Source organism: Streptomyces sp. FXJ1.172 (genome assembly GCF_001636945.3).
In the GTDB taxonomy this organism is placed as follows: domain Bacteria; phylum Actinomycetota; class Actinomycetes; order Streptomycetales; family Streptomycetaceae; genus Streptomyces.
Genome location: NZ_CP119133.2, coordinates 6,980,576 through 7,006,278, shown reverse-complemented (window position 1 = coordinate 7,006,278; position 25,703 = coordinate 6,980,576). Strand labels below are relative to the sequence as shown.

General features: G+C 71.2%; 23 protein-coding genes and 2 pseudogenes. 11 read left to right on the top strand and 14 right to left on the bottom strand.

The annotated features are described in order from the left end of the window. The first annotated feature begins 91 nt into the window (after nucleotides 1-91). Both A6P39_RS31460 and A6P39_RS31455 read left to right on the top strand, forming a co-directional pair. Entirely contained in the window at nucleotides 92-865 is a 774-nt protein-coding gene (locus tag A6P39_RS31460) for an IclR family transcriptional regulator (protein WP_067048705.1), read from the top strand. Between the two features lie 98 nt (nucleotides 866-963). Next, nucleotides 964-2,421 carry a peptidoglycan D,D-transpeptidase FtsI family protein gene (locus A6P39_RS31455; RefSeq protein WP_067048702.1) on the top strand — a complete coding sequence of 486 codons (1,458 nt, stop codon included), beginning with the start codon at nucleotides 964-966 and terminating at the stop codon, nucleotides 2,419-2,421. Between the two features lie 4 nt (nucleotides 2,422-2,425). Here the strand turns inward: A6P39_RS31455 and A6P39_RS31450 are convergent, their stop codons facing one another. Continuing rightward, complete coding sequence (locus A6P39_RS31450) at nucleotides 2,426-3,838, bottom strand: NCS2 family permease (RefSeq protein ID WP_067048699.1); 1,413 nt, start codon at nucleotides 3,836-3,838, stop codon at nucleotides 2,426-2,428. A gap of 256 nt (nucleotides 3,839-4,094) precedes the next feature. Here A6P39_RS31450 and A6P39_RS31445 point away from each other — a divergent pair, with 256 nt between their 5' ends. Continuing rightward, nucleotides 4,095-4,664, top strand: coding sequence for a SigE family RNA polymerase sigma factor (locus tag A6P39_RS31445; RefSeq protein WP_067048696.1), 570 nt, complete (start codon nucleotides 4,095-4,097; stop codon nucleotides 4,662-4,664). Then, on the top strand, nucleotides 4,661-5,500 hold the full coding sequence (locus A6P39_RS31440) for a hypothetical protein (protein ID WP_067048693.1): 840 nt from the start codon (nucleotides 4,661-4,663) through the stop codon (nucleotides 5,498-5,500). Before A6P39_RS31445 ends, A6P39_RS31440 begins: the two co-directional genes overlap by 4 nt. A gap of 112 nt (nucleotides 5,501-5,612) precedes the next feature. Here the strand turns inward: A6P39_RS31440 and A6P39_RS31435 are convergent, their stop codons facing one another. The 10 genes and pseudogenes from A6P39_RS31435 to A6P39_RS31390 all read right to left on the bottom strand — a co-directional run bounded on the left by A6P39_RS31435 (nucleotide 5,613) and on the right by A6P39_RS31390 (nucleotide 14,547). After that, nucleotides 5,613-6,410 (bottom strand): HAD family acid phosphatase, encoded by a 798-nt coding sequence (locus A6P39_RS31435; protein ID WP_067048690.1) that lies wholly within the window; start codon nucleotides 6,408-6,410, stop codon nucleotides 5,613-5,615. Between the two features lie 116 nt (nucleotides 6,411-6,526). Further along, nucleotides 6,527-6,655: pseudogene (locus A6P39_RS31430) on the bottom strand (right-handed parallel beta-helix repeat-containing protein); the annotation flags it as partial. Nucleotides 6,656-6,759: 104 nt separating this feature from the next. Beyond that, nucleotides 6,760-7,704 (bottom strand): annotated as a pseudogene (locus A6P39_RS31425) (carbohydrate ABC transporter permease). Nucleotides 7,705-7,808: 104 nt separating this feature from the next. Beyond that, on the bottom strand, nucleotides 7,809-9,542 hold the full coding sequence (araD, locus tag A6P39_RS31420; RefSeq protein ID WP_067048684.1) for an L-arabinonate dehydratase: 1,734 nt from the start codon (nucleotides 9,540-9,542) through the stop codon (nucleotides 7,809-7,811). After that, the gene (locus A6P39_RS31415) at nucleotides 9,539-10,450 is read right to left on the bottom strand and encodes a dihydrodipicolinate synthase family protein (protein WP_067048681.1); all 912 of its coding nucleotides are present in this window, start codon (nucleotides 10,448-10,450) and stop codon (nucleotides 9,539-9,541) included. Before A6P39_RS31415 ends, araD begins: the two co-directional genes overlap by 4 nt. Then, entirely contained in the window at nucleotides 10,447-11,112 is a 666-nt protein-coding gene (locus tag A6P39_RS31410) for a GntR family transcriptional regulator (RefSeq protein ID WP_067048678.1), read from the bottom strand. The genes A6P39_RS31415 and A6P39_RS31410 overlap by 4 nt, the downstream gene beginning before the upstream one ends. Before the next feature lie 135 nt (nucleotides 11,113-11,247). Next, nucleotides 11,248-11,838: a TIGR03086 family metal-binding protein gene (locus A6P39_RS31405; protein ID WP_067048675.1), complete on the bottom strand. Its 591-nt coding sequence runs from the start codon at nucleotides 11,836-11,838 to the stop codon at nucleotides 11,248-11,250. Nucleotides 11,839-11,845: 7 nt separating this feature from the next. Next, entirely contained in the window at nucleotides 11,846-12,310 is a 465-nt protein-coding gene (locus tag A6P39_RS31400; protein WP_067048672.1) for a DUF6010 family protein, read from the bottom strand. 123 nt (nucleotides 12,311-12,433) lie between these two features. Further along, nucleotides 12,434-13,609 carry a hypothetical protein gene (locus A6P39_RS31395; protein WP_067048669.1) on the bottom strand — a complete coding sequence of 392 codons (1,176 nt, stop codon included), beginning with the start codon at nucleotides 13,607-13,609 and terminating at the stop codon, nucleotides 12,434-12,436. After that, nucleotides 13,606-14,547 (bottom strand): 5-dehydro-4-deoxyglucarate dehydratase, encoded by a 942-nt coding sequence (locus A6P39_RS31390; RefSeq protein ID WP_067048665.1) that lies wholly within the window; start codon nucleotides 14,545-14,547, stop codon nucleotides 13,606-13,608. Before A6P39_RS31390 ends, A6P39_RS31395 begins: the two co-directional genes overlap by 4 nt. A 214-nt stretch (nucleotides 14,548-14,761) precedes the next feature. On the opposite strand from A6P39_RS31390, the gene A6P39_RS31385 reads away from it, so the two are divergent. The 7 genes from A6P39_RS31385 (at nucleotide 14,762) to A6P39_RS31355 (ending at nucleotide 22,074) form a co-directional block, all read left to right on the top strand. Next, on the top strand, nucleotides 14,762-15,571 hold the full coding sequence (locus A6P39_RS31385) for an NAD-dependent epimerase/dehydratase family protein (RefSeq protein WP_067048662.1): 810 nt from the start codon (nucleotides 14,762-14,764) through the stop codon (nucleotides 15,569-15,571). Between the two features lie 280 nt (nucleotides 15,572-15,851). Beyond that, nucleotides 15,852-16,622: a DeoR/GlpR family DNA-binding transcription regulator gene (locus A6P39_RS31380; protein WP_067048985.1), complete on the top strand. Its 771-nt coding sequence runs from the start codon at nucleotides 15,852-15,854 to the stop codon at nucleotides 16,620-16,622. A gap of 84 nt (nucleotides 16,623-16,706) precedes the next feature. Next, nucleotides 16,707-18,077 (top strand): ABC transporter substrate-binding protein, encoded by a 1,371-nt coding sequence (locus tag A6P39_RS31375; RefSeq protein ID WP_067048659.1) that lies wholly within the window; start codon nucleotides 16,707-16,709, stop codon nucleotides 18,075-18,077. After that, the gene (locus A6P39_RS31370; protein WP_067048656.1) at nucleotides 18,074-19,012 is read left to right on the top strand and encodes a carbohydrate ABC transporter permease; all 939 of its coding nucleotides are present in this window, start codon (nucleotides 18,074-18,076) and stop codon (nucleotides 19,010-19,012) included. The genes A6P39_RS31375 and A6P39_RS31370 overlap by 4 nt, the downstream gene beginning before the upstream one ends. Continuing rightward, nucleotides 19,009-19,836 (top strand): carbohydrate ABC transporter permease, encoded by an 828-nt coding sequence (locus A6P39_RS31365; RefSeq protein ID WP_067048653.1) that lies wholly within the window; start codon nucleotides 19,009-19,011, stop codon nucleotides 19,834-19,836. The genes A6P39_RS31370 and A6P39_RS31365 overlap by 4 nt, the downstream gene beginning before the upstream one ends. Further along, the gene (locus A6P39_RS31360) at nucleotides 19,833-20,822 is read left to right on the top strand and encodes a zinc-dependent alcohol dehydrogenase family protein (protein WP_067048650.1); all 990 of its coding nucleotides are present in this window, start codon (nucleotides 19,833-19,835) and stop codon (nucleotides 20,820-20,822) included. Before A6P39_RS31365 ends, A6P39_RS31360 begins: the two co-directional genes overlap by 4 nt. A 64-nt stretch (nucleotides 20,823-20,886) precedes the next feature. After that, a complete protein-coding gene (locus tag A6P39_RS31355) occupies nucleotides 20,887-22,074 on the top strand; it encodes a TerD family protein (RefSeq protein WP_199840857.1) in 1,188 nt (395 codons plus the stop codon). A 31-nt stretch (nucleotides 22,075-22,105) separates the two neighbouring features. On the opposite strand, the gene A6P39_RS31350 is transcribed toward A6P39_RS31355, so the two are convergent. The 3 genes from A6P39_RS31350 to A6P39_RS31335 all read right to left on the bottom strand — a co-directional run bounded on the left by A6P39_RS31350 (nucleotide 22,106) and on the right by A6P39_RS31335 (nucleotide 25,243). Beyond that, entirely contained in the window at nucleotides 22,106-22,672 is a 567-nt protein-coding gene (locus A6P39_RS31350) for a TetR/AcrR family transcriptional regulator (protein ID WP_067048643.1), read from the bottom strand. Between the two features lie 61 nt (nucleotides 22,673-22,733). After that, nucleotides 22,734-23,591, bottom strand: coding sequence for a 2'-5' RNA ligase family protein (locus tag A6P39_RS31345; RefSeq protein ID WP_234378994.1), 858 nt, complete (start codon nucleotides 23,589-23,591; stop codon nucleotides 22,734-22,736). A 71-nt stretch (nucleotides 23,592-23,662) separates the two neighbouring features. After that, nucleotides 23,663-25,243, bottom strand: coding sequence for a TROVE domain-containing protein (locus A6P39_RS31335; protein WP_067048640.1), 1,581 nt, complete (start codon nucleotides 25,241-25,243; stop codon nucleotides 23,663-23,665). Between the last annotated feature and the right edge of the window lie 460 nt (nucleotides 25,244-25,703).

The window sequence follows — 25,703 nt, the reverse complement described above, 5'->3', positions numbered from 1 at the left end:
CACTGTCTCTGATGATGAATTCGCTGCTCGGAGACTACATATCTCGGGTCCTGAATATCCAGGCCCTCGTCGAACGAAGGGGTCAAGGGCGATGACGGCAGGCGACACGGCGGGCGGCGCGCAGGTCAAGTCCGCGGTACGGACCGTTGAGCTGCTCGAGTACTTCGCCGGCCGGCCCGGTATGCACTCCCTCGCGGCGGTCCAGGAGGCCGTCGGGTACCCCAAGTCCAGTCTGTACATGCTGCTGCGCACGCTCGTGGAGCTGGGCTGGGTGGAGACGGACGCGACCGGCACGCGGTACGGCATCGGGGTGCGGGCGCTGCTGGTCGGCACGTCGTACATCGACGGCGACGAGGTGGTCGCCGCGGCCCGCCCGACACTGGACCGGCTGTCGGACGACACCACGGAGACGATCCACCTGGCCCGCCTCGACGGCACGAACGTCGTCTACCTGGCCACCCGCCAGTCGCAGCACTATCTGCGCCCCTTCACCCGGGTCGGCCGCCGGCTGCCCGCGCACTCCACGTCCCTCGGCAAGGCGATCCTCGCCACGTACTCCGACGAGCAGGTCCGCAAACTGCTCCCGGAGACCCTCCCGGCCCTCACCGAGCACACCACCACCGACCGCGAGAAGCTCATCGAGGAGCTGCACCAGGTCCGGGAGCAGGGCTTCGCGGTCGACCGCGAGGAGAACACGCTGGGCCTGCGCTGCTTCGGCGTGGCGATCCCGTACCGCACCCCGGCCCGGGACGCGATCAGCTGCTCGGTTCCGGTGGCCCGGCTGACCCCCGCCCACGAGCAGATGATCAAGGACGCGCTGTTCGACGCGCGCGACCGGCTGGCGCTGGCGACGCGCCGGCTCTGACCGCGCGGGACACGCGGGGGCCGGTTTTCCTGAGCGTCCGATGAGAAAACGGGCGTACGGGAACGATCGGCCCCTTCCCGGTCGTCTTCCTGGTCGGGATGAACAAGACGATCAGGCGGGCGTCCGTCTTCGCGCTGCTGCTCGTGCTCACTCTGCTGGTCAGGGCGACGTGGGTGCAGTTCTACGACGGCAAGGCCCTCGCGGACGACAACGACAACCGGCGGAACGCGATCCAGACGTACTCGCAGCCGCTCGGGAACATCATCGTGGCCGGCAACGCGATCACCGGTTCGGCCCGGACGAAGGGAAGCGACCTCGCGTACAAACGGACGTACACGGACGGCAGGCTCTACGCCGCGGTGACGGGCTACGCCTCGCAGGCCTACGCCCCCACCCAGCTGGAGGGCATCTACCAGGACCTGCTCAACGGCACGGACACCCGTCTGAAGAACGTGCTGGACACCCTCACCGGCAAGCGCGCCGACCCGGGCAACGTGCTCACCACGATCGACCCGGCCGTGCAGAAGGCCGCCTACCAGGCCCTCGGCGGCAAGAAGGGCGCGGCCGTCGCGATCGACCCGAAGACCGGCAAGATCCTCGCGGTGGTCTCGACGCCGTCGTACGACCCCTCCTCGCTCACGGACGCCAACACGGCCGGGACCGCCTGGAAGCAGCTGGGCGCGGACAAGGACAAGCCGCTCACCAACCGCGCGCTGCGCCAGCCGCTGCCGCCGGGTTCGACGTTCAAGCTGGTCGTGGCGGCGGCCGCGCTGGAGGACGGGCTCTACAAGAACGTGGACGAGCACACCGACAGCCCCAACCCGTACACCCTGCCGGGCACGGTGCGGCCGCTGGCGAACGAGAACGCGTCGGCCCCGTGCGAGAACGCCCCGATCCGGGTCGCCCTGCAGTACTCCTGCAACAACGTCTTCGGCAAGATGGCCGTCGACCTCGGGCAGGACAAGGTGAGGGCCATGGCCGAGAAGTTCGGCTTCAACGACGACCAGCTCGATGTGCCGGTGCGGGCCTACGCCAGTGTGTACCCCTCCCACATGGACAAGGCGCAGACCGGGCTCTCTGGCATCGGCCAGTTCGATGTGACCGCGACCCCGCTCCAGATGGCCATGGTCTCAGCCGCCATAGCCAACGGCGGCAAGCTGGTCTCGCCGCACATGGTGTCGCAGCTCACCGACAGCGGCGGTGATGTGTTGCACGACTACGACTCCGACGCCGGGACCCGGCAGGTCGTCAGCTCCGCCACCGCCGGGCAGCTCCAGTCGGCCATGGAGACGGTCGTCAAGGACGGCACGGGCACGAACGCCCTGATCGACGGCGTCACCGTCGGCGGCAAGACCGGAACCGCCCAGCACGGCGAGAACAACAGCAAGACGCCGTACGCCTGGTTCACCTCCTTCGGCAAGTCCGACAGCTCCGGCAAGGAGGTCGCCGTGGCCGTGATGGTGGAGCAGTCGGACGCGGCGAGGTCGGAGGTCAGCGGCAACGGGCTGGCCGCGCCGGTGGCGAAGGCGATGATGCGGGCGGCGCTGAAGAGCTGAGGCGCTACTTCACCCCGAGCACCTGCTCCACCGGATCGATGGCGAAGTACACCAGGAACAGCACCGACACCGCCCACAGCAGCCAGTTGACCTCCCGCGCCTTGCCCAGCACCGTCTTGATGAGGACGTAGGACAGGAACCCGGCCCCGATGCCGTCGGTGATGGAGTAGGTGAACGGCATCGCCGCGATGGTGAGGAACGCCGGGATGGCGATCTCGTAGCGGTCCCAGTCGATGTGCTTGACGTGGGTCATCATCAAGAAGCCCACCGCGATCAGCGCGGGGGCCGCCGCCTGGAGCGGGACGATGGTGAGCAGCGGGGTGAGGAAGAGGGCGAGGCCGAACAGGCCGCCGGTGACGAGGTTGGCGAGGCCGGTGCGGGCGCCCTCGCCGACGCCGGCCGCCGACTCGATGTAGGCGGTGTTGGAGGAGGCGGAGCCGAGACCGCCGGCGACGGCGGCGGCACCGTCGATGAACAGCACGCGGCCGATGCCGGGCACCTGCCCCTTCTCGTCGAGCAGCCCGGCCTCGGCGCTGATGCCGACGATCGTGCCCATGGCGTCGAAGAAGTCCGACAGGATCAGGGTGAAGACGAGCAGGACGGCGGTGAGTACGCCGGCCTTGCCGAAGCCGCCGAACAGGCTGAAGTGACCGATCAGCCCGAAGTCCGGGGCGGCGACGATCTTGTCCGGGACCTTGGGTGTGGTCAGGCCCCAGCTCTTGATGTCGGCGACGGCGTTGATGACGATCGCGACGAGGGTCATCGTCACGATGCTGATGAGGATCGCGCCCTTCACCTTCCGGGCGAGCAGGCCGATGGTCAGCAGCACGCCGAGACAGAAGACCAGCACGGGCCAGCCGGTGAGCCGTCCGACGGCGCCGAGCTGCACGGGCACGGTGGTGTTCGCGGCGTCGGGGATCCGGCTGACGAAGCCGGCGTCGACGAAGCCGATGAAGGCGATGAACAGGCCGATGCCGACGCCGATGGCCTGCTTCAGCTGCTGCGGGATCGCGTTCATGATGGCTTGTCGCAGCCCGGTGAGGACCAGCAGGCAGATGATCAGTCCCTCCAGGACCACTAGGCCCATCGCGTCGGGCCAGCTCATCAGCGGCGCCAGCTGGAAGGCGACGACGGCGTTCAGGCCGAGGCCGGCGGCGATGGCGAGCGGGAGGTTGCCGCCGACGCCCATGACGATCGTCATCACACAGGCCACCAGCGCGGTGGCGGTGGCGAGTTGGCCGGTGTCGAGGGTGTGCTGGTACTTGTCCTTGGCACTGCCCAGGATGATCGGATTCAGGACAAGGATGTAGGCCATGGTGAAGAACGTGGCGAAACCGCCGCGTATCTCGCGGCCGACCGTGGATCCACGTGCGGAGATGCTGAAGTGACGGTCGATGCCGTGCCACGCTGGGGACATGGTCCAACTCCTCGTTGCCTGACGGGCGCTGTGCGGATGCTGGCTGGATTGTTCCCCTGTTCAACCTGATTCAGGTTTTCTGCGTGTTACGGAATCGAGTTCGGTGGACCATACGGTGTCCGACCCCCCGTACGAGGCACACAAAACGATCACTGCTACGCTCCGGATCTCCGTCCGGGGCTCCTTGGGACCCTCGCATGTCATTCACATGACACTCACAGACGCTCGCAGCCGCCGCACCGAGAAGAGGTCACCCGTGGGCACAGTCGTCGACGACGCCGCCTCCGTGGAGTTCCATGCCTTCTTCGACCGGCACTACGCCGAACTCGCCCGCCTGGCCCACCTGTTGACCGGTGAGCCGGACGCCGCCGACGACCTGGCGGCGGACGCCCTGCTGGCCCTGTGGCACCGCTGGGACCGGGTGCGCGCCGCCGACCATCCGGTGGCGTACGCGCGGGGCGTGGTCGCCAACCTGGCCCGCACCCGGATCCGCAGTGCGGTGCGCGAGCGGCGCCGGATCGCGCTGTTCTGGTCGCACCGCGAGGAGAAGACCGAGAACCCGGACGTGGCCGGCGTGGTGGACGTGCAGGAGGCGCTGCGCAGACTGCCGTTCCGCAAACGGGCGTGCGTGGTGCTGCGGCACGCCTTCGACCTCTCGGAGAAGGACACCGCGCTCGCGCTCGGGGTGTCGGTGGGTACGGTTAAGAGCCAGACGTCCAAGGGCATGGCCGAGCTGCAACGACTGCTCGGCCCCCAGGGCGATCCGCGGCGGATGCACGCGGCGATGGCGGCCCGGGGCGGCGAGAGCGGAGGAAGGAACCGATGAGGCAGCAGGACGTGCACGACGAGCTGCGCGCCCGGCTGCAGGAGGCGGCCAAGGCCCACGAACCCGACCGCGCGCGCATCCTGGCCCGCGTGGAACGCGGCATGACCGCACCTTCCGGCGCCGCCCGCCCCGAGCACCGGGCCACGCGCCCGCCGGTGCTCGGCTGGGTGCGGGTGGTCGCCGCCACGGCGGCCGTCGCGGGGGTGCTCGCCGTCGGGGGGTACGCGGTGGCGTCGGCCGTGAAGGACGACGCGCCGGCCCAGCAGACGGTGGCGGTGTCACCGACGCCCACACCGTCACCGGGCGCGGCGACGGCCCACCCACCGGCGCACTCCGCCGGCCCGGCCCCCAGCGCGGGTGCCCCACGGGCGACGCCCGCACCGGACTCCGCACCGTCCCGGACTCCGGAAGCCTCCGTACAGCCGCCCGTGGCCCGCCGCGAGCAGGACGGCCCGCTGTGGTCCGACGGCTCGGTCGACCCGCACAGCAACGACTTCTGGGCGCAGAGCGATCTGACCCTGAAGACCTCGGAGCGGCTTTCGTCCCTCACGGTGGAGTTGAAGGTCGCGCAGAGCGGCGGGGTGTCCTCGACGGGAGCCTGGCGGTCCCTCCCGGAGACGGACTTCACCCAGACGGTGCAGGAGCGGGACGGCTTCCTCATCTACACCTGGACCCTCGAGGACGGCCGCACCGTCCCCGCGGGCCAGTGGGTGTTCGCGGGGCAGTACGACCACGAACGCGGCGGCCGGGACGCGAAGGACGACAGCTACACGATCACGGGCACCGCGGAGGGCAAGCAGTACGCGGTGAAGGGCGGCTTCGCACCGCACAGTTGACCGCTCGATCCGCGCTCGCCCGGGACCCGCCGCCGGCGGGCCCCCGCCACGGCACGGTGCTGCCGGTGACGGGGGCGCAGTACGAGCCCCTGCTCAGGACGTACGGCTGAGGTCAGCCGACGAAGTACGTCGGGTTCGGGATCTTGTACCTGTGGTCGGCGTAGCCGCCGTCGAGGTCCGAGTACTGGTCACCGAAGTTGGCGATGATCTCGTACCCGAGGTCGTCCTCGATGTGCTTGCGGGTGCCGGACTTGTACTGGACGGTCGTGCAGTTCCAGGTGCCCGGGGTGGCGCAGTCGCTCAGGTAGGCCGGCGGGTTGGCCTTGTCCTTGAGGAACATGTGGCCGGCGTCGAGGTTCACATCGGCGCCGACCTTCTTCAGGTTGGCGACGGCGGCGGCGCGCTGCGCCTCCGACAGACCCGAGTTGTAGAAGACCTCGACGCCCTTGGACTCGGCGTACTGCACCAGTTCGGGGCTGCCGAAGACGGCCGGCCGGTCGGCGCGGTTCACGTAGTCGTTCCACGTGGTGGGGTTGTACGTGTAGTTGTAGCGCTTCTCGTAGTCGAGGCTGAGCAGCAGCGTGTCGTCGATGTCGAACATGACGGCCGGCTTCTCGCCGTGGCGGCGCGCCTTGCGGGCCGCCTTGTCGATGTAGCGCTTGGCGTCGGCGTCGAGCTGCGCCAGGTCCTTGGCGTACGGGCTGTCCGGGGACGCTTGGTAGACGCCGTTGCTGTCAGCGGTCGTGCCGTAGTAGGTGTCTATGTCCTTCACCAACTGCCCCATGTTGTAGGGCTCGTGGGTGGAGTTCGCCGTGGACTGCCCGGCGGTGGCCGCGCCCGCGCCGTACAGCGCGACGCCGGCGAGAGCACAGGCGGCACCGGCTGCGACGACTCTGTGGGACTTCCGCATGGATTCTCCGGATCTGGTGGATGAGAGTGATGTACCAGGTCGGAGACTGTCTACGCGCATAACACCGGTGCCTGCGAGTGCTGTTATCCGATCGATACGCTTTTTGCCGCCGACGGTCAGTTCATCGTCGCGCCGATCGTCGTGCTGCCCGTCGTCAGGAACGTCGTGCCCGGCAGGGAGCCGTCCGACGAGCGGGCGTCGTAGACGGTGGTGGCGTCCGTGGAGACGAAGGACGCGGTGGAGATGACGTAGATCTGCCAGCGCGGGACCTCGTCCCAGGCGCGGCGCCTTCCGCGGGGCCGGGCGGGCTCGGGCGCCGTGCGCTCGGGCGCGGGAGCGACCTCGGTGATCACTTGGTCTCACCTCCGAACTTGCTCAGCCGCAGATAGACGATCGAGCCAAGAGCAGGATCACGAACGCCACCGTGGTCAGCGCGGAGGCGTAGCCGAAGTTGTGGGCGTCGACGCTGGTGTGGGCGATGTAGAGGGGCAGGGTCGTGGTCTCCCCCGCCGGACCGCCGCCGGACCGCCGCCGGTCAGGGTGTAGAGCAGGTCGACGTTGTTGAACTCCCACACCGCGCGCAGCAGCGTGGACAGGACGATGGCGTCCCTCAGGTGGGGCAGGGTGATGTGCCAGAACTGCTTGATCCTGCTTGCCCCGTCGACCTCGGCGGCCTCGTACAGGTCCTTGGAGACGGACTGGAGGTCGGCGAGGATGAGGATCGCGAAGAAGGGCACGCCCGGCCACAGATCGGCGACGACCGCGGCCGGAAGGACCGTGGAGGTGTCCGAGAGCCAGCTGGTGCCGTACGACCCCATGCCCAGGTCGGCGAGGTAACGGATGATGCCCGTCTGGGAGTTGTAGAGCAGCACCCAGATCCCGGAGGTCAGCACGCCGGAGACGGCCCACGGGGAGAAGACCAGGGCCCGGCCCAGCGCCCGCCGGCGAAGGTCTGGTTGACGACCAGCGCCAGCGCCAGACCGAACAGCGGCTGCAGCCCGACCTCGGCCACGACCCACTTGGCGCTGAAGGTCAGCGTGTCCCAGAACTGGGGGTCGTGGGCGAAGGCCCGGGTGAAGTTGCCGAAGCCCGCGAAGCCGTTCCGCCACGGCTTGGTCGGGTTGTAGTTCTGCAGGCTGTAGTAGAAGACGCTGAGCACCGGGTAGGCGATGAAGCCCGGCATCAGCAGGGCCGCCGGGGCGATCAGCAGGTACGGCAGCCTGCGCGGGGTCGCGGAGGCACGGCGCCGCCGGGGTGGCGCGGGCGGTTTCGCCACGGCTGCGGCTTGGGCCATGACTGTTCTCCGTTCGCAGTAAGCGACTTCCGATCGTTGTTCGAGATCTCGGCCGTGCGACGCTGTGGGCCGGGGGCGATGCCGAGGGTGATACCGGGGGCGATTCAGCCCGCGTACGGGTCCGGCACCTTGCCGGGCCGGGCGAGGAACTCGAAGTCACAGCCGGTGTCGGCCTGGGTGATCTGCCCGTTGTAGAGGACGCCGTAGCCACGTTCGTGCCGGCCGGGCGGGGGCGTCCACCGGGACCTGCGCCGGGCCAGCTCGGCGTCGTCCACGTGGAGATGGAGGCGGCGCGCGTCGACGTCCAGGGTGATGAGGTCCCCGGTGCGCACCAGCGCCAGCGGCCCGCCGATGTGCGACTCCGGGGCCACGTGCAGCACACAGGTGCCGTAACTCGTGCCGCTCATCCGGGCGTCGGAGATCCGGACCATGTCCCGCACGCCCTGCTTGAGCAGGTGGTCGGGGATGGGGAGCATGCCGTACTCGGGCATGCCGGGGCCGCCCTTGGGTCCGGCGCCCCGCAGCACCAGGACGCTGTCGGCGGTGATGCCGAGCGCGGGGTCGTTGATGGTGCGCTGCATGGTCTTGTAGTCGTCGAAGACGACAGCCGGGCCGGTGTGCTCGAGCAGGCGTGGCTCGGCGGCGATGTGCTTGATGACCGCGCCGTCCGGGCAGAGGTTGCCGCGCAGGACGGCGACTCCGCCCTCGGGTGCGACGGGGTTGTCACGGGTCCGGATGACGTCGTCGTGGTGCACCCGGGCGCCGTCGAGCTGCTCGCGCAGGGTGTCGTACGACACCGTCGGCCGCTCGAGGTGGAGCAGGTCGGGGATCCGGGAAAGGAAGCCGGGCAGGCCGCCGGCGAAGTGGAAGTCCTCCATGAGGTACTTCCGGCCGCCGGGGCGGACGTTGGCGAGGACGGGCACGGTCCGGGCGATCCGGTCGAAGTCGTCCAGGGTGAGCTTCACCCCGGCCCGGCCGGCCATGGCGATCAGGTGGATCACGGCGTTGGTGGATCCGCCGAGGCCGAGGACGGTCGTGACGGCGTCCTCGAAGGCCTCGCGGGTCAGGATGTGACTCAACCGCCGGTCCCCGTGGACGAGTTCGACGGCTCTCAGGCCCGCCCTGGCGGCCATCCGCTCGTGTCCCGAGTCCACCGCCGGGATGCTGGACGCGCCCGGCACGGTCACGCCGAGCGCCTCGGCCGCGGCCGTCAGCGTGGATGCCGTCCCCATGGTCATGCAGTGGCCGGGCGAGCGGGCCAGGCCGCTCTCCAGCTCGGCCATCTCGCAGTCACCGACGAGGCCGGCCCGTCTGTCGTCCCAGTACTTCCACATGTCGGTGCCGGAGCCGAGGACCTCGCCGCGCCAGTGGCCCGGGAGCATGGGCCCGGCCGGGACGAAGACGGCCGGCAGGTCGGCGGAGGCGGCGCCCATGAGCAGGGCCGGGGTCGACTTGTCGCAGCCGCCCATGAGCACCGCGCCGTCGACGGGATAGGACCGCAGCAGCTCCTCGGTCTCCATCGCCAGCAGGTTCCGGTAGAGCATGGGCGTCGGCTTCTGGAAGGTCTCGCTCAGCGTCGAGACCGGGAACTCCAGCGGAAACCCGCCGGCCTGCCACACACCCCGCTTCACCGCCTGGGCGCGGTCCCGCAGGTGCACATGGCAGGGGTTGATGTCGGACCAGGTGTTGAGGATCGCGATGACCGGCTTGCCGAGGTGCTCCTCGGGGAGGTAGCCCAGCTGGCGGGTACGGGCGCGGTGGCTGAAGGAGCGCAGTCCGTCGGTGCCGTACCACTGGTGGCTGCGGAGTTCCTCCGGCTTCTTGCGCGGGGTGTTCATATGGACCACCCGGCGGCGATGGCGGCGACCTCGGCGCGCTCGTCCTCGGGCAGGGGCCTGCTCGGCGGGCGGACGTCCCTGCGGCACAGGCCGAGCGCGGCGAGGGCCTCCTTGACGACGGTGACGTTGTCGGCGGAGCCGTGGGCGGCGCGCAGTTCCTCGAAGCGGCGGATCTGCTCCCAGACCTTCATGGCGGCCGGGTAGTCACCGGATCGAAGCGCTTCGACCATATTCAGCGAGACGGCCGGGGCGACGTTCACGAGTCCTGAGGTGAAGCCGGTGGCGCCCGCCGAGAAGTAGGAGGGGGCGTACGGCTCGGCGAGTCCGGCGACCCAGACGAAGCGGTCGAGGCCGGCGTCGCGCGCGAAGGCGGCGAAGCGGGCGGCGTCCGGGACGGCGTATTTGACCCCGATGACGTTCGGGCAGTGTCCGGCGAGTTCGGCGAGCCGGGCGCCGGGCAGCTGGGCGTTGCGCAGATACGGCACCACGCCCAGCTCGGGCACGGACTCGGCGATGGCGCGGTGGTAGTCGACCCAGCCGGCCGCCGAGACGTAGGGGTGGACCGGCTGGTGGACCATGACCATCCCGGCACCGAGGTCGCGGGCGTGCCGGGCTGAGTCGATCGCGGTGGGCAGGTCGTGGCCGACGCCGACCAGGACCGCCGCGCGGTCACCGGCCTCATCGACGGTCGTCTCGGTGACGAGGCGGCGCTCCTTCGGGGTGAGGGCGTAGAACTCACCGGTGTTGCCGTTCGGGGTGAGGGTCCTGATCCCGGCGTCGAGCAGGCGGCGCAGCAGGGCCCGGTGGGTGCCGGTGTCGACGGAGCCGTCCTCGGCGAAGGGGGTCACCGGGATGGCCACCACGTCGGCCAGGGCCGCCCGCCCGGCCTCGAACGTCACGCTGCTCATCGATGACCTTCCTCTGGGTGGGGGGCGGTGTCCGAGGGGAAAGCGCGCTCGACGAAGGACGCGATGTGGGCGTGCAGGGCGCGCGCGGCGCCGTCGGCGTCACCGTCGAGCGCGAGCCGCAGGATCTCCCGGTGCTCGGCGGCCTCCCGGTCCCAGGAGGGGTCGGTGGCCCAGGCGACGGCGGAGACGAGGGCGGCCTGGTCGCGGACCTCGTCCAGCATCCGGCTGAGCAGCGGGTTGCCGCAGGGCAGGTACAGGGCGCGGTGGAACTCGCGGTTGGCCAGCGAGCGTTCGGCGGTGTCGGCGGCGGCGTCGGCACGGGTCAGCGCGTCGCGTGCGGCGTCGAGCAAGGCCCCTCGCCGCACGGACCTGCGCAGCGCCTCCGGTTCCAGCAGCAGCCGCACGTCGTAGACCTCGCGCGCCATGTCCGCGTCCACCATGCGCACCGTGACGCCCTTGTACTGGCTCATCACGACGAGACCGGTCCCGGCGAGGGTCTTCAGCGCCTCGCGCACCGGGGTCTTGGACACCCCGAACTGCGCGGCCAGTTCCGTCTCGACCAGGGCCTGACCGGGCGTCAGCTGCCCGGTCAGGATGCGGTGTTTGATCGCGTCCAGCACGAACTGCGTGCGGGACGGGATCGGGATGGGCACAGAGGTCATGCGGCCCTCTCGGATCTCACATATCGCGTCTCATATATGACGTACGAAGTACGACGCGTTGAAGGTAGGAGGGGGCCTGCGATTCGTCAATGCTTCTGACAAAGGAAGCCGGGCGGAGGCGAGTTCCGCGGGCGTTCAGCCGGTCACCGGCCGCCACCCCGGATCCCGTCCGCTCAGGCCGACCGCCCGCTCCAGCAGCGTCGCGGTCTCCGGTACCGGAACGACCGGGCCGAACAGCCCGTTTCCCCGGCCCGGATCATTGGCGGCGGCCCGCAGGAAGGTGAGCGCCGCCCCCAGCGCCGCCGGGTCGGGGACGTACTCCTGCCCCGTGGCGCGAGCCAGATCCCAGCCGTGGACGACCAGTTCGTCGGCGACGACCGCGCCGGCGACCTCGGCCGGCAGGTCCACGCCGCCGGCCCGGGTGTCACCGGTCCACGCGGCCGGGTCGCGCCAGGCGTCGGCCAGCTCGTCCAGCGCCTTGGGCAGTTCCGCGCGCCAGCCGGGGCCGATGTCCGGGACGGCGGCGTTCGGGTTGGTGTCGGTCGTGGTGCCGAGGTCCTTGCGGGCCGCGTCGCGGAAGGCCACGGACAGCCCGAGCAGATGGCCCAGCAGGTTCCGCACCGCCAGGTCCGGGCAGGGGGTCGGGCCCGTCAGCTGCTCGTCGGTCACGGACTCGGCGAGCCGTGCCACGATCCTGGTCTGGGGCCCGAGGTCCAGTGTGGTCATGCCTGTCTCACTCCTTCAGGGGCGTGTCACCCGTACGAAGGGCAGACCGGCCGGCGTACGCGAACTCATCGGTGCGGTGCGTACGGGTCCGCGAGCGGATCCGCGTCCACGGCGACCGGCCGCCGCCGAGGCACCACACGGCGATCACCGGGTCGCACAGTGCGCAGCCGAACGAGGAGTCGTGGACGAACGGGACGATCGGATGACCCTTGAGCCAGTGCACGACGTCCCAGGCCGTGTGCAGCAGCCAGCCCACGCCGATCCAGGCCCAGGACTCCAGGCCCTTGTAGGCGACGTAGGTGGACAGGGCGGTGAAGGCGAACTCCCAGCCGCCGAGGCCGCCGCCGCTGAGGTAGGCCGCGCCCGCCCCGGCGACCATGACGGCGTTGAAGCGGCGCCGGTGGGGTTCGGGGATGAGGGACATGAGCAGGACGTAGAGGAGCCCGATGACGATCGGGGCGACGTAGCGCATGCGCTCGACCGTAGGTGTGCGCCGGCCCGCGCCCCAGGGGCGCGAGCGACACGTTCCGACGGATTGCCGCCAGCGGCCCACCGCCTTGGAACAGGGCACCCTGCCGGTCCGCGCCCACCCCTCTCAGTCCCACGACGACCAGGCATGACGCGCCTCGCGCACCGCTGCGAGGTCGCCGTCCGACGCCAGCCCCGCGTGATAGAGCCGCAGTTCCGTCGCGCCTCGCGCACGCGCGCGTGCCGCGTCCGCCGCCAGGGTGCCGGGACTACCGCCCATCCCGGAGACCACGGTGAGGTTGGCGGCCAGCACCGTCCGCTCGCGGGCGTGCTCGGCGAAGGGCGCCAGCAGGTCCGTACCGCCGGTGCAGGGCACCACCACGCCGTCCGCGACGGCGAGGACGCGGGCGGGGTCGGCACCGGCGTTGGCGCCGCAGTGGTGGGACACCGGGTCGGCGTGCAGCAGGACCTGGAAGCCGGCCGGTGCGGCGGCGCGTACGGCGGCGACGGCTTCCTCCTGGAGGGTGCCGGCGGTCTCCTCGCGCCACGCGCGCGTGCGGGCCGCCGTCCGCTCACCGAGCAGCTTGCCGACCGTCGGCCAGCCCTCGTCGTCCGCCGGCCCCCGCCACAGCGGCTCCAGCGCGTCCCGCACGGAGGCCGCCAACTCGTCCGGGTCCAGGCCCTGTTCGCCGTATCCGGCGCGGCAGGACGGGCAGAAGCACAGGGACATCAGGTACTGTCCGGCCTCCCCGAGGCCGACGCCGGCGGTCTTGTCGTGGGCGTGCAGATGCTGGAGCCCGTACCAGCCGAGGGACTCCAGCTCGGTGCCGTGCGCACCGGGGCGCACGGCGGCCTCGGCGGCGAGGTCGACCAGGTACGCGCGCGTGGCGGGCTGCGCGATGCAGGGCGCCCAGGGGTAGCGGTCGCCGTAGGCGTTGACGACCGAGGTGTCCGGATGCTCGGCGCCCAGGCGGGAGTTGTGCGCGAGGACGACCCAGGTGTGCACCTGGAGACCGGCCGCCGCAAGGGCTCGCGCGGCCTCGCCGTAGGCGTCGCCGGGGGCCCAGCGGCCGGCGGGGCAGGGCCTCAGGTCCCGGCCGGCCCAGCGGTCGTCCGGGGGGTAGAGGACGGCCGCGTACTCGGCGGTGACGATGCGGTGGCGGGGGTGGCGCGGGGTCAGGGTGCGGGTGGAGTGGTAGGCGGAGGCGAGCGTCACCTGCCCGAGCCCGAGCCCGGCCAGACGCGCGGGCGCCCCGGGGTCCCCGTTGACGTCCCAGGGGTAGACGAACGCCGACGCCTTCACTTGTCCGCCTCCAGGAGCGCGTAGCCCCGTTCGATCAGCTGGGCGAGTTGTCTGACGTGGTCCTCCGGCGGCTCGTGGAGCGGGGGCCGGACCTCGCCGACGTCCAGGCCGCGCAGCCGTACGCCCGCCTTGACGAGGGAGACGGCGTAGCCGCGGCCCTGGGCGCGCAGTTCCACGAACGGGCCGTAGAAGCCGTCCAGGAGGCGCCGTACGGTCGTCGTGTCGCCGGTGTTCAGGGCGCGGTGGTAAGCGAGGGCGATCTCGGGGGCGAAGCAGAAGACGGCCGAGGAGTACAGGGTGATGCCGAGGGCCTGGTAGGCGAGCTGAGTCTGCTCGGCGGTGGGCAGGCCGTTGAAGTACAGGAAGTCGCCCGGGGCCTCGGTGCGCACGGCGCTGACGATCCGCTGCATGAGGTCGAGGTCGCCGAGGCCGTCCTTGAGGCCGGTGATCCCGTCGGTGCGGGCGAGTTCGACGACCGTGGGCGGGGTGAAGACGGCGTTGTCGCGCTGGTAGACGATCACCGGCAGCGCGGTGGCCGCGGCGAGCCGGCGGTAGTGCCGCAGCAGGCCCTCCTGGCCGGCCTGGACGAGGTACGGCGGCATGGCGAGCAGGCCGTCGGCGCCCGCCTCCTCGGCCAGGCGCGCGTAGCGCACGGCGAGCGCGGTGCCGTACCCGGCGCCCGCGACCACCGGGACGCGGCCCTCGGCCGCCTCCACGGCCACCCGGACGCAGTCCTGGAACTCCTCCGGCAGCAGTGCGTGGAACTCACCGGTGCCGCAGCAGGCGAACACGGCGGCGGCGCCGGCCGCGACGCCCCGGCGTACATGGGTGCGGTAGACGTCGAGGTCGAGCGCGCCGCCCTGGCCGTAGGCCGTGACGGGGAAGAAGAGCGGCCCGCGCGGATCGCTGAGCCGTTCGGTGAGAGGGGCAGGCGTCACGGGCTCTCCCTTGAGGCACACACCAGTGCATGTTTCTGATCCACGTCCATATTTCTGAACGCGCCCACGTTACGGGGCCCTCTTGTGGCAGGTCAAGCAGCCGAATGGGCATCCAGGGAGCGAATTCACGCACGCCACGCGACACTTGACGGTGTACGACGACCCTCCTTAGCGTGTCCATGAATGTGAATGCCGTACACAAGGAGAACCGAGGATGCCCGCTCCCCGCACCGTTCTGCTCACCGGCGCCGCCGGCGGGCTCGGCACCCTGATGCGGTCCCTTCTGCCGGAGTACGGCTACGCGCTGCGCCTGTTCGACGTGCGCCCCGTCGAGGGCGAGCCGGACGCGGTCACCGCCGACCTGGCCGACACGGCGGCGCTGCGCGAGGCGGTGCGGGGCGTGGACGCGATCCTCCACCTCGCCGGCATCTCCCTGGAAGCCCCCTTCGAGAAGATCCTGAAGTCGAACATCGAGGGCACCTACAACCTGTACGAGGCCGCCCGCCAGGAGGGCGTGCCCCGGATCGTCTTCGCCTCCTCCAACCACGCCGTCGGCTTCACCCCGGCCCCGCGCGCGGGCGAGCCGCTGATCCCCGTCGACACCCCGCGCCGCCCGGACACCTTCTACGGCCTGTCCAAGTCCTTCGGCGAGGACCTCGCCCAGCTGTACTGGGACAAGCACGGCCTGGAGACCGTCTCCGTGCGCATCGGCTCCTGCTTCCCGGAGCCGACCGGCGTGCGCATGCTCTCGGTGTGGATGAGCCCGGCCGACGGCGCCCGCCTGTTCCACGCGGCCCTGACCGCCGAGGAGGTCGGCCACACGGTCGTCTACGGCTCCTCCGCCAACACCCGGCTGTGGTGGGACCTGACCACCGCGCGGGCGCTCGGCTACGAGCCGCAGGACGACTCCGAGCCGTACGCCGCGAAGCTGATCGCCGAACAGGGCGAGCTGGACCCGGAGAACCCTGCGCACGGCCACCTCGGCGGACACTTCGTGACCGACCCGCCGATCTGGCCGTACTGATCTCTCCTCGATCGCCGGACGGCGGACGGCGGAAAACAGTCGCCCACGCGCGCGGGCGGGCACCGAACGGGCCCGCCCGCAGCCGTGTTCGGGCATCCGGGCCGCCCGCTCCCACCCGGCCGGGCACGGCCTCGCAGGTCCGAGCCGGGCGCAGCGCTCGGCAAACGGGCACACACGGGCAGTATCGGACCCGCAACAGGCCTGGTCAGTGCCGCACACCCGCTGTAGAACTTCCCCCATGGGCCCGAACGGGCAGCTCGACGGGAAAGCGGGTGACGACATGAGCACGAGAACGGCCGAAGAGCGCCAGCGCGAGATCGTGCGGGCCGCGCGCGCCACCGGCTCGGTCGACGTCACCGCGCTCGCCGCCGAGCTGGGCGTGGCCAGGGAGACCATCCGGCGCGACCTGCGCGCCCTGGAGGACCACGGCCTGGTCCGCCGTACGCACGGTGGCGCCTATCCGGTGGAGAGCGCCGGCTTCGAGACGACGCTCGCCTTCCGTGCCACCAGCCATGTGCCCGAGAAGCGCCGGATCGCGGCCGCCGCGGCCGAGCTGCTCGGGGACGCCGAGACGGTCTTCGTCGACGAGGGCTTCACCCCGCAGCTCATCGCCGAGGCCCTGCCCGTCGGCCGGCCGCTGACCGTGGTCACCGCCTCGCTGCCGGTCGCGGGCGCCCTGGCGGAGGCCGAGCAGATCTCGGTGCTGCTGCTCGGCGGCCGGGTCCGGGCCGGCACACTGGCCACGGTCGACCACTGGACGACGAAGATGCTCGCCGGCTTCGTCATCGACCTCGCCTACATCGGCGCCAACGGCATCTCCCGCGAACACGGTCTGACCACGCCCGACCCCGCGGTCAGCGAGGTCAAGGCGCAGGCGATACGGGCCGCCCGGCGGACCGTGTTCGCGGGCGTGCACACCAAGTTCGGCGCGGTCAGCTTCTGCCGGTTCGCCGAGGTCGGCGCTCTGGAGGCGATCGTGACGAGCGTCCAGCTCCCGGCCGCCGAGGCCCACCGCTACTCCCTGCTCGGCCCGCAGGTCGTCCGGGTCTGACAGTCCACCACACCCCTCCGGGGTGCTCCACACCCTCAACCGCCCCTTATATCCCGAATATTCAGAAATCTTCAGGAGCGATCCATGCGAACCCAGAGCCGACGGAGGCCGCGAGCCACGCTCGCCATGGCCGCCGCAGGGACGCTGCTCGCCCCGCTGCTCTCCGGCTGCTGGGTCGGGGCGGGCGGGTCCGGTTCCGGCGGCGACTCCATCAACGTCCTGATGGTGAACAACCCGCAGATGACCGAGTTGCAGAAGCTGACCGCCGCGCACTTCACCAAGGAGACCGGCATCAAGGTCAACTTCACGGTCCTGCCCGAGAACGACGTCCGCGACAAGATCAGCCAGGACTTCGCCAACCAGGCCGGGCAGTACGACGTGGCCACCCTGTCCAACTACGAGATTCCGATCTACGCCCGCAACGGCTGGCTGCACGAGATGGACTCCTACGCCGCGAAGGACCCGTCGTACGACGAGCAGGACGTGCTCGCCCCCATGCGCCAGTCCCTCACCGCCGCCGACGGCAGGCTCTACGGGCAGCCCTTCTACGGCGAGTCGTCGTTCCTGATGTACCGCAAGGACGTGTTCGCGGCGAAGGGCCTCACCATGCCCGCCCACCCCACCTGGCAGCAGGTCGCGGACCTCGCCGCGCGGGCGGACGGCGCCAGGCCCGGGATGAAGGGCATCTGCCTGCGCGGACTGCCCGGCTGGGGCGAGCTGATGGCGCCGCTGACGACGGTCGTGAACACCTTCGGCGGCACCTGGTTCGACAAGCAGTGGAAGGCCCGCCTGGACTCCCCCGAGTTCGAGAAGGCGACAAAGTTCTATGTCGATCTCGTCCGCGCGCACGGCGAGTCCGGCGCGGCCCAGTCCGGCTTCGCCGAGTGCCTCAACGACATGACCCAGGGCAAGGTCGCCATGTGGTACGACGCCACGAGCGCGGCCGGGCTGCTGGAGGCGGCGGGCTCGCCGGTCAGGGGCAAGCTCGGCTACGTCCCGGCCCCCGTCGTGAAGACGCCGTCCTCCGGCTGGCTCTACACCTGGGCCTGGGGCATCCAGAAGGCGTCCCGCAACCCCGACAAGGCCTGGAAGTTCGTCTCCTGGGCGTCCAGCAAGGGCTATGAGCAGCTGGTCGGCAAGACCAGCGGCTGGCCGGACGTCCCGGCCGGCAAGCGGGCCTCGACGTACACGAACGCCGACTACCGCAAGTCGGCCGCCGCCTTCCAGGAGATGACCAAGGAGGCCATCGAGGGCGCCCGCCCGAACGATCCCGGCGTGCAGCCGCGCCCCGCGCCCGGCATCCAGTTCGTCGGCATCCCCGAGTTCACCGACCTCGGCACCAAGGTCTCCCAGGAGATCAGCGCGGCCATCGCCGGACGGCAGTCCGTCGGCTCGGCCCTCAAGAAGTCGCAGGCGCTCGCCGAGAAGATCTCCAAGGAGTACGAGGGACGATGACAGCGACGACCACGGCCCCCCTCGCGGCCACCCCCGCACGCATGGTGAAACAACCCTCGGCCCGGCTGCGCGCCTGGGCCACCCGGGCCCCGCTGCTGCCGGCCCTCGTCTTCATGATCGCCGTGACCCAGCTGCCGTTCGTGGCCACGCTGGTGATCTCCTTCTTCGACTGGAACGCCCTCTACCCGAAGGCCCGCCACTTCACCGGCCTGGACAACTACCACCAGGTGCTGACCGATCCGGACCTGCGCCACTCGGTGTGGACGACCGTGCTGCTCACGGTGGCGGTCGTGCTGGCCAGCCTGGTCCTCGGACTGGCGCTCGCCCTGCTGCTGGACCGCAGGTTCCGCGGCCGGGGCATCGTCCGCACCCTGCTCATCGCGCCCTTCCTGGTGGTCCCGGTCGCCGCGGCCCTGCTCTGGAAGCATGTGCTCTACAACCCTGAATACGGCCTGCTGAACGGGTTGTTGCACTATGTGGGCGGACCGCAGCCGGACTGGATCTCCAACACCCCGCTGCTCGCGGTCGAGGCCTCCCTGGTGTGGCAGTGGACGCCGTTCATGATGCTGATCCTGCTCGCCGGGCTGCAGAGCCGCGACCAGCAGCAGATCGAGGCCGCGCGGGTCGACGGCGCGAACGACTGGCAGATCTTCCGCCATCTGACACTGCCGCACCTGCGCCGCTACCTCGAACTGGGCGCCCTGCTCGGCTCGATCTACATCGTGCAGAACTTCGACGCGGTCTTCACGATCACGTCCGGCGGACTGGGCACGGCGAACCTGCCCTACACCGTCTACCAGAGCTTCTACCAGGCCCATGAGAACGGCCTCGCCTCGGCCGCCGGCGTCCTGGTCGTCATCGGCTCGATCGTCATCGCGACCTTCGCCCTGCGCGTGGTGTCGTCCCTGTTCCGCGAGGAGGTGTCCCGCGCATGACCGCCGTACTGCGCCGGCACGGACTGGGCCTCGTGGCCTGGCTGGCCGGGATCGTGTTCTTCCTGCCGATCGCCTGGATGGCGCTGACGTCGTTCCACTCGGAGTCCGACGCGGCGACCAACCCGCCGTCCTTCACGGCGTCGCTGACGCTCGACGGCTACCGCGAGTTCTTCGGCAGCGGCGGCGGGGCGAGCCCGTGGCCGGCGCTGATCAACTCCACGGTGGCGTCGGTGGTCTCCACCCTGTGCGTCCTGCTCCTGGCCCTGCCTGCGGCGTACGCGCTGTCGATCCGGCCGGTGAAGAAGTGGACGGACGTGCTGTTCTTCTTCCTGTCCACCAAGATGCTGCCGGTCGTGGCGGGCCTGCTGCCGATCTACCTCTTCGCCAAGAACGCCGGGATGCTCGACAACATCTGGCTCCTGGTCATCCTCTACACCGCCATGAACCTGCCGATCGCGGTGTGGATGATGCAGTCCTTCCTCGCCGAGGTGCCGGTCGCCGTCATCGAGGCCGCGCGCGTGGACGGGGCCCGCCTGCCGACCGTCCTCGCGCGCGTGGTCGCCCCGATCGCGCTGCCCGGCATCGCCGCCACCGCCCTGATCTGCTTCATCTTCAGCTGGAACGAGCTGCTGTTCGCCCGAGTCCTGACGGGCGTGGTCGCCGAGACCGCCCCCGTCTTCCTGACCGGCTTCATCACCAGCCAGGGCCTGTTCCTGGCCAAGGTGTGCGCCGCGTCGCTCGTCATCTCCCTGCCGGTGCTCGCCGCGGGGTTCGCCGCCCAGGACAAGCTGGTCCAGGGCCTGTCGCTTGGAGCCGTGAAATGAAGGCCGCCGTCATCGAGTCCGTGGGCCGCGCCGTCGTCACCGAGGTGCCGGACCCGACGCCGGGCCCGCGCGAGGTCGTCGTCGAGGTGGCGGCCTGCGGACTGTGCGGCACCGATCTGCACATCCTCCAGGGCGAGTTCGCGCCCAAGCTGCCGATCGTGCCCGGGCACGAGTTCGCGGGCGAGGTGGTCGGCGTCGGCGGCCAGGTCACCGAGCTGGCGCCCGGCGACCGGGTGGCCGTGGACCCCTCCCTGTACTGCTACGAGTGCCGTTACTGCCGCAGCGGCCACAACAACCTGTGCGAGCGGTGGGCCGCGATCGGCGTGACGACGGCGGGCGGGGCGGCGCAGTACGCCGTCGCGCCGGTGGCCAACTGCGTGAAGTTGCCGGAGCACGTGCGCACCGAGGACGCGGCCCTGGTGGAACCCCTGTCCTGCGCGGTGCGCGGCTACGACGTCCTCCGGTCCCGCCTCGGCGCCCATGTCCTGGTCTACGGCTCGGGAACGATGGGCCTGATGATGCTGGAGCTGGCCAAGCGGACCGGCGCGGCGAGCGTGGACGTGGTGGACGTGAACCCGGCGCGGCTGGAGACGGCGCGGCAGCTGGGGGTGTCCGCCTCGGCGGCGAGCGCGGACGAACTGGACCGCCCGCAGGGCTGGGACGTGGTCGTGGACGCGACCGGCAACGCCGCCGCGATCCAGGACGGCCTCGGCCGGGTGGCGAAGGCGGGCACGTTCCTGCAGTTCGGGGTGGCCGACTACGCGACCCGGGTGACCATCGACCCGTACCGGATCTACAACCAGGAGATCACGATCACCGGCTCCATGGCGGTGCTGCACAGCTTCGAGCGGGCGGCGGAGCTGTTCGCGAACGGGGTGCTGGATCCGCAGGTCTTCATCAGTGACCGGATCCCGCTGGAGCGCTACCCGCAGGCGCTGGAGCAGTTCGCGGCGGGGGTGGGGCGGAAGATCGTCGTGGTGCCCTGAGCCGATCGGGGGTTGGGTAAGGGAACGGTAAAACGGTGTCGTTCGTTCAACCGGCATGACAGCTATGACCCCTGGCTCGAACATCCCCCTTCCGGCCGCCCGTGTCACGGTGGACGTGGCCGCGCCCGTGCGGCTCGACGTGTCGGGCCTGCTGCTCACGGGCGACGGCAAGGTGCGCTCGGACGACGACTTCATCTTCTACAACCAGCCGGCGGGCCCGGGCGTGACCTACACGTCCGGCGGGGGTTCGGCCCCCGACTCGGTCACGGTCGACACCGCCGCCGTCCCGCCGGACATCGAGAAGATCGTGGTCACCGCCAGCCCGGACGCGGCCGGCCAGACCTTCCAGGGCATCGAGCCGACGGCCACGATCCGCGACGCGGCCGCCGGCGCCGTGCTGGCCACGTTCACCCCGCCCCAGCTCGGCACGGAGACGGCACTGGTCGTCGTGGAGATCTACCGCCGCGGCGGCACCTGGAAGGCCCGCGCGGTGGGCCAGGGGTACGCCGACGGCCTGGCCGGCATCGCGACGGACTTCGGGGTGACGGTGCAGGAGCCGGCCCCCGCGGCGACGGCCCCGCCCCAGCAGCCCGTGGCCCCGCCGGTGTCCGCCCCGTCGGCTCCCCCCGCCCCCGCGGCCCCGCCCGCGCCGCCGGCTCCGGTTCCCGGCGCCGGGAAGGTCAACCTGGACAAGGGCCGGGTCAGCCTGCGGAAGAACCAGACCGTGTCCCTGGTCAAGGCGGGGCGCCCGCTGCTCTCCCAGGTGAAGATGGGCCTCGGCTGGGAGCCGGCGTTCCACGGCGCGGACATCGACCTGGACGCCTCGGTCATCGCCTACGGCCCGCAGCGCAACCACATCGACAGCTGCTACTTCGGCAAGCTGACGATCCTGAACGGCGCGATCAAGCACTCGGGGGACAATCTCACCGGTGAGGGCGGAGGCGACGACGAGGTGATCGTGGTCGACCTCGGCCGGCTCCCGCAGGAGGTCACCGGCCTGGTCTTCACGGTGAACTCCTTCTCCGGCCAGAAGTTCACGGAGATCGCCAAGGCCTACTGCCGCCTGGTGGACGCGGCCACGGACGAGGAGCTGGTCCGCTTCGACCTCACCCACGCCGAGCCGCAGACGGGCGTCATGATGGCCAAGCTCATCCGCCAGTTCTCCGGCGAGTGGGACATGACGGCACTGGGCGACTTCGTCAAGGCCCGCACGGTCAGAAACATGGTGGAGCCGGGCGCGAAGGCGCTGTAGGCCGCGGGCGCTGACGGAGGGCCTGCGGCCGCTACGGCCGCAGGCCCTCCGTCAGCAGGGTCAGATAGCGGCGGATCCGGTTGCCCTGCGCGTCCGCCATCTCCGACGCCCTCGCCACCCCGTGGGCCAGCCGCAGCAGTTCCATCGGCTCCAGGTCGGCCCGCAGCGAGCCCTCGGCCTGTGCCGCCTCGATCAACCGGCTCGCCGCCCCGCGCACCGTCGTCCCGCACGCCGCCCCCGCCGCCGTACTGCCGTCCGTGACCGCCGACCCCAGCAGCGCCTTCATCCCGCGCACCTGGATCGTGCCGACGCACAGCTCGTACAGCCACGCCATCAGCGCCTCACCCGGCGCCAGCTCCCCGGCCAGCTCGTCGGCCCGCGCCCCCAGCGCCTCGATGCGGTCCACGTACGCGGCCTCCAGCAGCGCCTGCCGCGTCGGGAAGTGGCGGTACAGCGTGCCGGAGCCGACGCCCGCCCGCTTGGCGATGTCGTCGAGCGAGGCGTTCTCGCCATGCTCGGCGAAGGCCTGGGCCGCCACCTGCAGCAACCGCTCATAGTTGCGCCGAGCGTCCGCGCGCATGGGCCTGACCTGCGGCATCCGGATACTCCTCGCAGACCGGGGATTCTCCCCGAATCCTATCGGGACCCGCCTCGCCCGGTCAGTGCCGCTCCGGCGGCCCGTATCCACCGTCCACCGGGTCCGGCCCCAGGCGCCGGTGCACCTCGCCGGTGCCCAGGCCGATCGTGGCGCGCGTCCGCATGGGGCCGGCCTCGCGACGGGCCAGCACTGCGACGTCGGCCACGCGCGCGTGCAGCACACCGAGCCGGGCGGCGCATTCGGCCGCGAGGGCGCGCGGGACGCAGGTGCGCCCGAGCGAGAGGTGCGGGGTGAAACGCGGGAAACGGTCCGTGCAGTACGGGAAGGGCTCCGCCAGCACGCGCCGCAGCTCCCGCCAGGGAGCCACGCCGGCCGCCGCGGGGTCGAGCCACACCGTGGCGTAGGACCGGTGGCGGAAGAAGCGGACCCCGCCGAGCCGGATGTCGAAGGGCTCGCACTGCGCCGCCGCGGCGGCCAGCAGCGGGAGCGCCGCCGGGAAGTCCTCCTCCGGTACGAAGCCGAAGACCAGGTTCACATGGGGCGGCCAGCGGCGGATCTGCGGGTCGTGCGCGACACGGATGCGCTGGATGGCGGGCCACAGCTCCGCCGGAGGCAGCCACGCCACGGCGGTCCGGGGTGTGGGACCCGACTCGAGACGGCCGGGGGCCGCCGCCGGGCCGGGCGTCGAGGGACCGGGCACACCTCCATCATGGCCCGCTCCCCCCGGGCCGCCCTCGCGCGTGTTCGTCCGGAACAGCGCGCTGCAGGCGTTCAGGGCCGGCCGGCCGCCGAGGTGGGCGTGGAGCACGGTGGAGGCCCGGCCGGTCTCCCCGCGCCGGACCAGGCCGATCGTGCCGCCGTGCGGCGGCGAAGCGGTCGTCGGCCGCGCGTGTCGGCTCGGCGGACCGGGTCCGGGCAAGGGTGTGGCCCGCACCCCGTGGAAGCACGGGCCGCACTCAGGTCCGGACGCCGCTCAGGTCCGCATGCCGGTCAGGCCTGCCACGGCCAGTTCGCGTCCCGGGCGGCCTCGAGCAGGGGCACCATCCGGAAGGCCGCGTCCGAAAGGCCTCCGAAGGTGTGCCGGTTCCCCGCGCCCGACGGCCCGTGGCCCGCCCGGTAGCCCTCCAGGTTCCAGGTGTAGACGGGCACGTCGGCCGGGATCTGGGCGGTCGGGTCGCCATGCCGGTTCGGGGCGTACTGCTCGTCGGTGATGATCAGGACCCGGTCGTGCCTCCGGTAGTGCCGGCGCACCGCGTCGGTGGTGTCCGTGCCGCCCAGGTCGCCGAAACGGTCCAGGATCTTCAGCACCGACTCGCCCTTGCCGAACCGCACCGCACGGCTCGTCGTACCGAACTCCACCAGGTCGGCGTCCGCCGCCCGCAGCGCGAGCGCGGTGCCGAAGACCGCCGCCGCGTCGGCCCGGGTGAGCTGCGAGCGCTCGGAGACCGGCGACCAGAACATCGAGCCCGACCGGTCGACCAGGACCAGCGTCCGGCCCGGCAGCGCGGGCACGTTGGCCAGCGAGTGGCCGAGCGCCTGCTCCAGCGGGTAGGACCAGCGCAGCGACGGCGCGTGCCGGTGGGCGGCGAGGTAGCGGAACGGGAACTGCCGCGAGCGCGCGACCTGCGCCGGGTCGCTCAGCTTCGCCGCCACCTGGGCCGCGACCTCGTCGGACACTCCGGCCTCGTCGAAGTTGCGCAGGTTGCGGACCAGGGCCATCGCGCCCATGGACGGGATCACGGCCTCCCAGGCCGCCTTGTCCATCGGGCCCTGGAGCCAGCCGGCCAGCGCCTCCCAGGTGATGCCGGCCGCCGCCAGCCGCTCGGCGCCGCCGGGCGAGGTGACGACCGCCCGCCGCTCCTGCACCGGCAGTGCCATCAGCTCGCGGTGCGCGGTGAGCTGCGGGAGCGACGCGGGCGGCACGGCCGTGTCAGGGTTGTGCCGCCGGTCGAGCGCGTACCGGAACAGCTCGCCCTGCCACGGCTTGTCCGGGTCCGGCGCCGCGTGCACCAGGTTGAGGATGTCGCCGAAGCGGTAGCCCTTGGACGCGGTGTCGTACTTCAGCAGCGACTTGGCGTGGTACAGCCGTCGTACGGCGTCGGCGACCCCGCGCTTGACGGGCTTGGGAATCGCGCGGCCGTACGTCGACGTCCAGTACGCGAGCAGTTCGCCGGGCTCGTCCGGGCGCTGGAGGACACCGGCCACGACCTGCCGGTTCGACGGGCCGTCGGTCGCGCCGGCCGTCAGCCGGGCATGTACGTATTCGGCGGCGCCCACGATCGACGCCGTCCGCATGTTGCCCTCACCGCGCAGCCAGCCGAGCAGGCCGGCCGTCCAGTCCGGGTCGCTGACGGCGAGGTCGCGGACGAGACGGGTGAAGCGGTCGTCGCGGTCCTCGGCCTTCTCGTAGAAGGTGTCCCCGAGGAAGTGGGACACCGCCAGCAGGAACAGCTCGGAACGCGGCTCGCGCTCCTGCCCCCGGCCGCCCTCGTAGGTCCGCAGGACCCGGCCGGTCGAGGTGACCGCCGACTTCGGCTGCGCCTTGGCGGCACGCGTGTTGAATCGCGCCATGGTGAACTCCCCCGAATTCACTTCGGTTTCGGAGGGAGGCACGGCAAAAGGAGGGTGCCCGAGATCGGGAGTCGGCGACGGGACTGTAACCTGGCGCGTCTTCCTGTTCCGCCACACCGGCGCCGGGCCGGTGACGGGATTCGAACCCGCACCCTTACGGACCAGGGCCCTGAAGTATCCGCTGCCTGCGCACCGGGCACCCACCATGTGCCGCGCCTCCCGAGATCTGGTCGGCGGCGGTTCTGATTTCGATCACAACGAAGTAACCGCTGCCCGCGCACCGGGAGGTGCGTGAAGTTTTCGGTGTCCAGAGATCTGGGCCGGCGGAACCGACGATGGTGCTCTGACCCCTGAGCTACACCGGCCTGTCGGAGCCGGTGGCGGGACTCGAACCCGCGGCCTCCCCATTAAGAGTGGAAGTAGGTCCTGCCTGTCGCACCTGGACGTTGATCACTCTAGG